Here is an 11,180-nt window from a genome sequence, read left to right on the forward strand (position 1 = left end):
TAAGGAGGTCAAGATGGAACAATATTCTGTAATAAACAAACGCCTTCCAAGACTGGATTCTATATCTAAAGTTACGGGAGATGCAAAATATGCCGGCGATCTTACTTTACCCGGTATGCTGTACGGAAAGATTTTAAGAAGCACCGTGCCTCATGCCAGAATTCTTAACATAGACACATCCAAAGCAGAAAAACTTAAGGGCGTCAGGGCAATAGCCACCGGAAAAGACATAACCGATATCCCGCATGGCTTTATAAGGGCAGAGCCTGCTCCTCCTTTTTTGAGGGATAAGTTTTCACTTGCCAAAGAAAAAGTTCGCTTTATCGGTGATGAAATTGCAGCCGTTGCTGCTGTTGATGAGGACACGGCAATGGAAGCTCTTGATTTAATCAAAGTTGACTATGAAGAACTTCCTGCATATTTTAGCATCCAGGAATCAATGGCACCCGATGCTATCAGAATACATGATCATGCTGAAAGCAATGTCTCTGTTGTAATCTCCTTTCATTTAGGCGATGTGGAAAAAGGGTTTGCCGGTTCCGATTTGATTTTAGAAGACAATTATACAACCCAGTTCATTCTTGCCTCATATATTGAGCCCCATGCGGCAGTAGCCAACTTTTCTCCATCAGGAGATGTGACTTTATGGCTTAGTACCCAGACTCCATTTTATGACCGTACGAACATAGCAGAAACTCTTGGGATACCCGAGAGCAAAGTACGGGTTATAAAGCCCCCTGTAGGCGGCGGCTTTGGTGCAAAAACAGAGACACATACCCTTTTTACAGCTTCAGCCGTACTCTCAAGAAAAACAGGTAAACCGGTAAAGATTATCTATACCAGAGAAGAAGAATTTACCTCCACAGCACATCGACACGGAGTATCTGTAAATCATAAGATAGGTGTTAAAAAAGACGGTACGATCATGGCTGTAGATTCCAAATTTTTTGCAGACGGAGGGGCGTATAACAGCCATTCCGCAATAAGCATGTTTATCATGGGCTGCCTTCAGAACGGGCCTTATACTATGGGAAATTTCAAGTATGAGGGGATCAGAGTTTATACCAATAAACCCTTTTCCGGTGGCGTCAGAGGACATGGAGCAATTCAGCCACGCTTTGTAATTGAAACTATGATGGATTCAATAGCTGAAAAGCTCGATATGGATCCTATTGAAATCAGGAAGATAAACGCTGTTAAGGCAGGACAAACAACCATAAGCAAATTTAAAATAAGAAGCTGCGGTCATGTTGAAGCTTTAGATAAAGCTGTAGCTGAGATTGACTGGAAAAATAAATGGAAAAAACTTCCCGATGGAAAAGGCGTGGGTCTGGCATCCATGTTCTTTGCCTCAGGAGCGGCATTTTCATTTTTCTATGACAATCCTCCTTCCTTTTCATGTGTCAATTTAGCTGCTGATAGCGATGGGAAGTTCACCCTCTTTACCGGAACATCCGATATCGGCCAGGGTTCTGATACCACGCTTGCACAGATTGCAGCAGAAGAACTTGGAGTGGGCCTGGACAAAATGACCGTTGTAGCTGCAGATACTACTACAACTCCAATGGATCTTGGAAGTTATTCAAGCAGGGTAACAGTGTTTGGCGGAAGCGCCGCCAAAACGGCTGCGTACAGAATGAAAATGAAACTTTTTGAAGCAGCAGCAAATGTACTTGAGGCTAATAAAAATGACCTTGAAGCTAAAAACGAAAGGATCTACGTTAAAGGCAGCCCGGAAAAGGGTATTTCTATCGCTGATACGGTCATAGCTTATTATAAGCAAAAGAAGGAGCATCTGACCAGCACCGGCGACTACAATCCTCCGGCTGATGTAGGCGGGGAAATGAGACTTGATTTGGGAGAGGTTAATATATCTCCGACATTCAGCTTCGGAACACATGCAACAGAAGTGGAAGTAGATAAAGAAACCGGTGTGGTTAAGGTGAAAAAGATAGCGGCGGCTCATGACTGTGGTTTTGCAATAAACCCAATGGCTGTTGAAGGACAGATTGAAGGTTCCATTCAAATGACTTTTGGGCAGGGGATGATGGAAGATTACAGAATGGAAAAAGGCTGGTCCATGACAAATTCATTCCTGGATTATAAAATGCCTGCACCGGAAGACATGCCATATATTAAACCGATAATTGTGGAATCTATTGACTCGGAAGGACCTTTCGGAGCCAAGGAAGCAAGCGAAGGAACAAATGTCGCAACAATTCCATCCATTGCCAACGCAATTTATGATGCTGTTGGAATAAAAATGAAAGACCTTCCCATAACCCCGGAAAAGATTTTAAGGGCTTTGGAAAAGAAAGGAGGGAAAGAATAATGAGGCTACCTAAATTTGAATACCTTGAACCAAAAAATATAAAAGAGATTACCTCTTTTCTTAAAAAGAATAAAGAAGATGCGATTCTGATTGCCGGTGGAACGGACATCCTGCCGAAGATGAAACAAAGAATCGTAACCCCCAAATTTGTTATCAATGTAACAAAGATTGAGGATCTGAAAAAGATAGAGTTTGGTGAGAAAAAAGGGCTTACATTAGGCTCACTTGCTACACTTGATGCTGTTTCAAAATCAAAACCAGTAATAGAGAAGTTTACTGCTCTTGCCCAGGCAGCCGGAAGAGTGGCAAGTACCCAGATAAGAAACATGGGTACAATCGGCGGCAATATAAGCATTGAATCAATGTGTATGTATTACAACCAGTCTCATGAATGGCGTAAAGGCCGGCCTCATTTATGCTTCAAGCTTGGCGGAGACAGGTGCTTTGTTGCAAAAGGCTCCAAGGAATGCCTTGCCCTTTTTCAGGCAGATACACCCCCGGCCTTAATTGCTTTGGATGCAAAAGTTACAATAGTCGGAAGCACCGGCAAAGAGAAGGTAATAGATATTGAGGAATTTTATACCCAAAAAAGTGTAAAAGTAAACATTCTCAAGCCAACAGACTTTGTAAAAGATATCCAAATACCTGCACCGCCAAAAGGCACTGGAAGTTGCTATCTGAAAATGGCGCAAAGAGAAGCTATAGATTATCCTGTTTCAGGAGCGGCTGCATGCATCACTGTTTCAGGTGGAAAATGCAAGAATGCAAGAATAGCAGTAACTGCTGTAGGATCAGGCCCCTTAAGACTTGAGGACGCTGAAAAAATTCTTATAGGAAACAGTATTACTGATGATCTGATAGAAAAAGCTGCCGATGCAGCCTATGAGAAGATTCGTCCCATGCCTCACTTTAATATATCGCCATGGTATAAGCGCAAATTAACAAGAGTACTTGTGAAAAGATCGATCAAGCAGGCATGTAATAACGCAAAATAGAAATAGGCAGTAATATTTTTGTCCGGGCGCAACGCGCCCGGACACTTCATGCTTGGCATACGCAATCATAACCAAACAATAACAACTTGAATCTGAATATTATTTTGCATCAGGCACACTTCCGTCAACAATCAAATCTTTACCAAATGATGTCACCATTTTGATACCTAACCAAATGCTGACACTAACTACGCTGCTTTGCTATACGCTTTCAATTCTATCACTAATCTAACTTAATCTTAATAATTAACTAACAAATTGGATTTATAGTATCATATTAATATATTAGTTTTTGTTCCTATTAATGGCAAGATAATTGCATTACTTATTAATAACTTTCTGAACACAAAAGCAAGTTGTATCCACCAATATGTAGAATATTTGCCCTTATTTGAAATGATGCTTTTTTTTACTAAGCATAAATTGACCCGGAATTGATATAGCAACTTTTAATTACCTTAATTTATAAATTAATATCGAAAGGGGGCTGGCCATGTTTAACAAAAAGGAGTTATGCGAAAAAATCAAATCAATATATCCGGATATCGGCGCATGTGGAATAGATGTACAAGTTGATTATGATAAAGCAAAAAAAGCCTGGATTGTTGATCTGAAAAAAGGGGAGCATGAACTGAAAACTCATTTGGAGTCTGAAGATGCTGATACCTGTATGGCTGGAAAACAATGTATCGGGTTGGGAATCCAGATTGCGCAACTACGTTCCAATATAGACTTAGCATAAGATATCAAGTAATTAATTGCTGAAATTAGAGGAGGGTAAAATGGAAATTTCTTACGGAAAAAAACTTGATTGCTATACCGGACATCTTAAAAAAAGCCCTTGCAGAGATTGCAAGTTAAAAAAGAATTTACCGTCTTGCGCTAATGATTGTAAGATATTGAGCCAATTGCAAACAGATTTGGTCGGTATAATATCATGCTCAAACAATTATTCGGAACTTGAATCATTCTCTCTTTCATATAACCGATCTTAATCCATGTTGAGATTTATATTATGGCAACTAATTTCAGAATAACTACTCACCAGAGTAAAGTTAACCTATATCTTGAGCTGATAGGAGAATTTGACGGATCTTCAGCAACTGAACTGATTAATATTTTAAAAGCCCACAGTAAAAAAACCAAAAACATTGTCATCAACACAAGTGGTCTTTATCTGATACATCCTTTTGGATTGGGTGTACTACAAAAAGAATGTATGACCAATAATTCTTTACATGGACTTAGATTTATTGGCAAGCATGGGAATATGATGGAACCTCAAGAAGACTATTCCTTCTGGTATTAGAAGGAATAGTCTGATATCTGAAAGGCATTTATAACATTTAAAATTATTCCAATAGAGCCACTTTTAAAATGTTTCAGTTTGGTCAAGCTTAATGCGTGAGAAAATATCAACCACAGGAATACATAGAGTATTTCGAGGTTTGAAATTTGAGCCCAACGCAGAGATCGGCCAAAAATGGGCGTTTTGAAAGTGGCTCGTTAATTTCATCAGCAGTCCTACTCTCCAGCCAGGTTTATTAAAATTTGCAAAAATACCTTTGGCAAATTAATGAAATCCTGATATATTTTACATCACGAAAAAGCAAACAAAGCCGGCAACAAACCCGGTGGGGTTACGATCATCTTTTCTAACATAACACCTGCAAAGATTCTCAAAGCGGATCTGCACAAGAAAATGCAAGACTTAAAAGTCTGCTCGAGGCCCATGGTTAACAATGGATATCTCCAATAAAAAGAAACAGCCAAAATCGGTTGAATTGCGCCACCAGGCAGAGGAGCAGTTACATGCTAAAAAGGCGCATATGCAACTTTCAATGGCCAATGAAGAATCACAGAGGCTCATCCATGAACTTGAGGTCCACCAGATCGAGTTGGAAATGCAGAATACAGAACTGCGCCGTGCCCAGGAGGAGCTTGAATTATCTAAGAATATATATACCGAACTATATGACTTTGCACCAGTTGGCTATTTCACCCTTAATACGCAAAGATTGATAAAGAAGATAAATCTTACCGGAACACAAATGCTGGGAATAGAAAGACAACAGCTGATCAATAAACCCTTTGTAAGTTTTATTGCCGATACAAAAGGCATTGTGGTTTTTTCGAAATACTGTGAAAAAGTATTTCAAAACCAGAGCAACCAGACCTGCGAAATCAGTCTTAAGAGAAAAAATGATACTGTATTCTATGCACAACTCCAAAGCATCGCGAAAGAAAATATTGACAAGTCAAATTATATTTATACAGCAATCATAGATATCACCAAGCTTAAAAAAGTACAGGAAAAACTACGTACAAGCGAGGCACGCTATAGATCATATATTGAAGTTACGGGAGAATTGGCGTGGAATACAAATCCTGACGGGGATGTTGTGGAGGATCTGCCTACATGGAGAAAATTTACCGGTCAAAGTGAAGAAGAAACGAAAAGGGCGGGATGGGCGAATGCTCTTCATCCGGACGATATCAAACACACCATAGAATCATGGAAGAAAGCAGTTACAACAAAAAGTACGTATGAAGTCGAATATCGTATACGCAGATATGACGGTGTTTATCGGCTTTTTTTGGTTCGTGGTGTTCCCGTAATTAAGCAAGATGGAAGTATTCTGGAATGGGTTGGCATCTGCATAGACATAAACGAACGCAATAAAATGAAGGATGCTCTACAAAAAGCCCATGATGAACTCGAACACACGGTAGATGAACGAACTGCAGAGCTTAAATCAGCTCTTTCTGAAATTAAAGCAATGAAAGACCAGCTTGAAGCCGAGAATATTTACTTCCGCCAAGAAAGCAAAATGAAACATCGATTTGAGCATATTATCGGTCAAAGTGACGGTTTAAAATATGTTCTCTATAGAGCGGAGCAGGTTGCACCTTTGAACACAACAGTCCTTATTCTCGGAGAAACCGGTACGGGGAAAGAATTGATCGCTGCCGCCATCCATGAGATGAGTCCACGTAAGGAAAGGCCATTAATTACTGTTAACTGCGCTGCGCTGCCTGCTAATTTAATAGAAAGTGAATTGTTCGGTCGTGAGAAGGGAGCATTTACCGGAGCCGACACCAGGCAGATAGGCCGATTCGAGATCGCCAACGGTTCCACCCTTTGCTTAGACGAGATCGGAGAGCTACCACTGGAATTGCAGGCAAAGCTGCTTCGGGTGATTCAGCATAACGAGTTTGAGCGCCTGGGCTCGTCTAAAACCATCAAAGTTGATGTGCGGATCGTAGCAACGACCAATCGAGACCTTGAAAAAGAGGTCAGCAAGGGCCTTTTTCGGCAGGACCTTTACTACAGGCTCAACGTTTTCCCAATATCTGTTCCACCTCTTAGACAAAGAAAAGACGACATCCCGCTGATGGTAAAGGCTTTCATAGAGCGATATTCCAGGAAACTGGGCAAAAAGATTACCTCGATCCAGGACAATACGATGAAGGCGATTCAGGACTATTCATGGCCCGGGAATATCCGGGAACTTGAAAGCATTATTGAACGGTCAGTAGTATTGAGTCCTGAACCGGTTTTTTATCTTGCAGATAGACTGCAAAATTTACCACCCCCACTTTTATCCGGAGTGAGATCATTGGAAGAAACTGACAGAAACCAAATTCTTAAAATCCTTTCCGAAACCCGGTGGCGCATAAATGGAAAGAACGGGGCTGCAGAGATCCTGGGCCTTCACCCAAGCACCTTAAGAGCGAGAATGCATAAGCTTGGGATTGTCCGGCCTGGTTTAAAAGAGCCGGAATCATAAACTGTCTGTCCCCTCTCAGCTTATCTATCAATATATTGATGTTTCACCAATTGTTGAGGCTAAATAGATCAATTTAAAGTTTTCCGCCTTTCATACTTGTTATTTTAATCATCTGTTATCAATTGATATATTCAATCTTTCGATTACTTTTCGGCTATTGGCAAAATATTTGCAATGGCTAATGAGATGATTATCACAATCATACATATGAAGGTACTTCCAGAGAAACGAATGGAATTGTCGCAGGCGATTGCTTCTCTCTCCTCTTCGATAAAGATGGAGATGGGTTGCCGGCGTTGCGACTTATACCAAAGTGTCGAGGATGAGAACCAACTCTTTCTTGTTGAAGAATGGGATATCCGGAAGAACCTTACTGACTACATGAAATCGGAGCATTTTAAGGTACTGAGAGGGGCGATGAGCCTTCTTATAGAGCCATACGATATGGATATTCTACACCGTTTTACACCCAGCGAGGATGTAGCATAAAATCACCAATGGAGGTTTAAAATAATGGCATCAAATTTCAGAATAACTGCGCACCAAAGTGAAATTAATTTATATCTTGATCTGATTGGTGAATTTGACGGATTTTCAGCAATGGAACTGATTAATGTTTTAAAAAAATATAGCAACAAGGTTAAAAACATCATAATTAACTCAAGCGGTCTTAATCTAATAAATCCTTTTGTAGTGGGTATGCTTCAAAAAGAGCTTATGACTGATGATTCTCTGAATGGACTACAGATTATCGGCAAACATGGAAACATAATGGAGCCACAAGAAGGCAATCCATTTTGGTGTTAATACTGTCAATTCTCTCCCCTACCCAGCTCCGGGACAAAGTTTTCCCCTCCTCAACCTGGAGCTGGGTTTTTTTCGAGTCCATTATTCTCTATCCCGCCGGGAGACTCCTTTTGTCCTTCAATGGTTATAGCTTCATAAAACCCTTTCCGAAACCTGATGGCGCATAGACAAAAAAGAACAGGGCCGCAGCAATCCTGACTCTTCATTCAAGTACCTTAAGAGCGAGGATGCATAATCTCGGAATAGTCCGGGCGAAGTCAAAATAGTCAGGTCAATAAGCTCTCTGACTTTTTTCTTCACACCTATTAACATATTGAGGTTCAACCAAATGTCGAGGCTAAATTAATTATTTGATTTTTGCCTTCTGTTATCTTTAGTTAATCTAATATTTTGATATTAATTGGTAAACCCAATTTTATGATTATCTTTTGGATATTGGCAGACTATTTGCTTTTAATTTGTTATGATACTTGTAACCACACGAATGAAAGTCCATTCAGAGAAGCGAATGGAGTTGTCACAGACTATTGCTTCACTGTCCGGTTATATAAGGATGGAGAAAGGATGCCGGCGCTGTGACTTCTACCAGAGTACCGAGGATGAAAATCGACTTTTTCTTCTCGAAGAATGGGATACCCGAAAGAACCTTATGGCCCACCTGAACTCGGAGCATTATAAGGTGCTTGAGGGAGCGATGAACCTTCTCAAGGAGCCCTATAAAAGGATGTTCTACACAGTTTTCGAGCCGGCAGGGATGGAGATTTACATGAAATCCAGCACGAGGGACCAGACGGAAGGCAAAGTTCAGGAAAAGACCAGTTAGGCCAAAAAGGTTTTGGGGAAATAGTGAGAAAACGGCATATCATGCCCCGGTATGTTCTTGTATTTCCGTCTGCGATTACGTGATACACCACAATCTGGACTACGAAGGTCACGAGGCCTTTGGAATAAAAGAGTTCAAAAAAACTCTATGATCACTGCTGGCTGGTGTGGTGATGCAATAGCCGGAGATAAAAGAGGCAGATTAACTGTCAGCCTCCCTTCACAGTTTCTATCAACATGTTGATGTTCCACCAAATCTTGAGACTAAATGAATCGCTTTATACTTTTTCGCTGTTCGCTCCTGTTAATCTAATTATCTATTATTAAAGGACAAGTCCAAGTTTATAATTCTCCTTCGGGTATTGGCAGGCTATTTGCTTTAACATATAGCGTTTGTCATAAATCTGTTCCGTTTGAAAGGTTATACACCCACCATACCCTTGCGTTTAGAAAGTGATGTAACCGGAACGTTATTCTGACAAATGCTATAATTATGATCCTGGTCATCTCACCCCAAAGCTAGTTTTGTTAATTCATTAACAGACAGACCGGGGCAGCTCATTCTTGACTCGTGTTGGGGTGCGTCTCCCCCGTTAAGTTATATTAACGATCATATAAGATTTAAAATTAACTTGAAGGTTGAATAAGGGGCTAAACCACAAGGAGAAATCTATTATGAATGAAAAAAGATGGACAAAACGATTGGTTCAGAAAAATGAAATAATCCTCACTGTTGTATATAAGGGAAAAAAGTCTCCAAACAAAAGGTTTATCCACCACATCAGCACAGATATTTCCACCTCCGGCGCCAGGATTCAGGCCAACACCTTTTTGCCTGTCGATTCCCTGCTCAAAATACAACTGACATTAAAAGGCCCTCTCCCATTGATAACCGCTCTGGGTAAAGTTAAATGGATCCGAAGGCTTTATACAGATGAGTCTTACGAAGCGGGTCTGGAGTTTACCGATATTTCCAGAGACACCACCACACAATTGGGGGAATACATCTCGCGAACACAAAAGAAAGCAAGCCCTGACGTGAGGGTTGGCTGGTGATATCTCTTTGAATTTCGACTGATCACGACCGGGAAGAGGGCATAAATAAGGGACAAAGCAGGGAGAAAGACAACCATATCGTAACCTATTATAATTTAATTGAATTATAAAGAATTAGTGCCAATATTTTGGACAAAACTAATTCAGCCGAAAGGAGGATGAATATGAATGAAGATATTCTAAAAGGCAAATGGCAGGAGGTCAAGGGGATAGCTAAAGAAAAGTGGGGCAAATTTACTGATAATGATCTTAGCGAAATCGATGGAAAAGGCGAGAAACTTTTTGGGCTTTTACAGAAAAAATATGGACATATCAGGGACAAATCCAGGCTGGAATATATTGATAGTGTTGAATTGGCAGAAATTGTCAGCAGTATACGCGGGATAATGACAAAGATGACAAAAAAGAAAGATATTATGGCAATCGCATTTATTGCTCGTTACGGGCGCCCTTTGTTAGCTAACAAACATGAGAGTCAAATAACAGTAGAGGAGGTAAGTCACGGGAACCATACTGATCATGATAATAGTCATCGTACTCATCGGAGCCCTGCCAACCTTGCCCCACAGTAAGCCTTGGTAAGCTTATCCCAGCGGAGGAATCGAATTGATCTCCTCCTGGTACTAATTCATTCTTTTGCTACTGAGCGGATTTGAGATAGCTTAGAGGCACATGGATTGGTTCTTACCAGAAATGATTCAGAAAAATACTGAGATTCCTATAAATTAAATAGGATAAATACAATGAAACCAAGCACAAAAGACAACGCAGAAGGCAAAATGCACCAAGTGAAAGGTAAGCTCAAGGAGATCGCCGGGAAATTAAGCGATAACCCAAAGATAGAAGCTGAAGGCGTCGGTGAAAATATAGCCGGTAAAGTTCAGGAAAAGGCCGGTCAGGTAAAGAAGGCTTTGGGGAAGTAGTAGTAAAAGACAACATTAACCGCAGTATTAGGAGACAGTGCGATTGAAATCAATATGTGGATTATCAGTAATGATGTTGGCATTGGTGGCTCTGCTGGCGCTCAGCGTGCCTGTACACGCATCAAAAATGGACAGCCGCATCGAATCATCCACCAAGTAGACGTAAGTATTCAAGACCTACCTTCAGACTGATGATATTAAAATTCAATCCGTGGAAGGGGTTGTGAGTTCAACGGGAATTGTCTCGAATTCCACAAATCATAAGCCCAGGATACCGTGGCTAGTATATTAAGGCAACACCCAAGTTTGTTGAACAGCAATTCTCGGTGAATGTAATTTTTGGTCATCAGTTTTAGGAACATAGAAAAGTTTGCCAAAACATTGTGATAGAGACAGGAAAATTATTAACAAAAGTCATGAAATTTAACAATACAAATAAGGAGTGGATAAATTT

Annotated in this window: 11 protein-coding genes; all 11 read left to right on the top strand. The window is 40.5% G+C overall.

Annotation, left to right across the window (positions count from 1 at the left end; genetic code table 11):
- The first annotated feature begins 13 nt into the window (after positions 1-13).
- The 11 genes from KKC46_22225 to KKC46_22275 all read left to right on the top strand — a co-directional run bounded on the left by KKC46_22225 (position 14) and on the right by KKC46_22275 (position 10,726).
- Positions 14-2,332 carry a xanthine dehydrogenase family protein molybdopterin-binding subunit gene (locus KKC46_22225; GenBank protein MBU1056520.1) on the top strand — a complete coding sequence of 773 codons (2,319 nt, stop codon included), beginning with the start codon at positions 14-16 and terminating at the stop codon, positions 2,330-2,332.
- A complete protein-coding gene (locus KKC46_22230) occupies positions 2,332-3,327 on the top strand; it encodes an FAD binding domain-containing protein (protein MBU1056521.1) in 996 nt (331 codons plus the stop codon). The genes KKC46_22225 and KKC46_22230 overlap by 1 nt, the downstream gene beginning before the upstream one ends.
- A gap of 493 nt (positions 3,328-3,820) precedes the next feature.
- Positions 3,821-4,069 (top strand): hypothetical protein, encoded by a 249-nt coding sequence (locus KKC46_22235; GenBank protein MBU1056522.1) that lies wholly within the window; start codon positions 3,821-3,823, stop codon positions 4,067-4,069.
- A 273-nt stretch (positions 4,070-4,342) separates the two neighbouring features.
- Entirely contained in the window at positions 4,343-4,636 is a 294-nt protein-coding gene (locus KKC46_22240; protein MBU1056523.1) for a hypothetical protein, read from the top strand.
- A 433-nt stretch (positions 4,637-5,069) separates the two neighbouring features.
- Entirely contained in the window at positions 5,070-7,118 is a 2,049-nt protein-coding gene (locus tag KKC46_22245) for a sigma 54-interacting transcriptional regulator (GenBank protein ID MBU1056524.1), read from the top strand.
- 174 nt (positions 7,119-7,292) lie between these two features.
- Complete coding sequence (locus KKC46_22250) at positions 7,293-7,607, top strand: antibiotic biosynthesis monooxygenase (protein ID MBU1056525.1); 315 nt, start codon at positions 7,293-7,295, stop codon at positions 7,605-7,607.
- 24 nt (positions 7,608-7,631) lie between these two features.
- Complete coding sequence (locus KKC46_22255; protein MBU1056526.1) at positions 7,632-7,925, top strand: hypothetical protein; 294 nt, start codon at positions 7,632-7,634, stop codon at positions 7,923-7,925.
- A 484-nt stretch (positions 7,926-8,409) separates the two neighbouring features.
- Positions 8,410-8,748 (top strand): antibiotic biosynthesis monooxygenase, encoded by a 339-nt coding sequence (locus KKC46_22260; GenBank protein MBU1056527.1) that lies wholly within the window; start codon positions 8,410-8,412, stop codon positions 8,746-8,748.
- Between the two features lie 674 nt (positions 8,749-9,422).
- The gene (locus KKC46_22265) at positions 9,423-9,803 is read left to right on the top strand and encodes a PilZ domain-containing protein (protein ID MBU1056528.1); all 381 of its coding nucleotides are present in this window, start codon (positions 9,423-9,425) and stop codon (positions 9,801-9,803) included.
- A 164-nt stretch (positions 9,804-9,967) separates the two neighbouring features.
- Complete coding sequence (locus KKC46_22270; GenBank protein ID MBU1056529.1) at positions 9,968-10,375, top strand: CsbD family protein; 408 nt, start codon at positions 9,968-9,970, stop codon at positions 10,373-10,375.
- Positions 10,376-10,546: 171 nt separating this feature from the next.
- Positions 10,547-10,726, top strand: coding sequence for a CsbD family protein (locus KKC46_22275; protein MBU1056530.1), 180 nt, complete (start codon positions 10,547-10,549; stop codon positions 10,724-10,726).
- Positions 10,727-11,180 lie beyond the last annotated feature (454 nt).

Source organism: Pseudomonadota bacterium (genome assembly GCA_018817425.1).
GTDB lineage: Bacteria > Desulfobacterota > Desulfobacteria > Desulfobacterales > RPRI01 > RPRI01.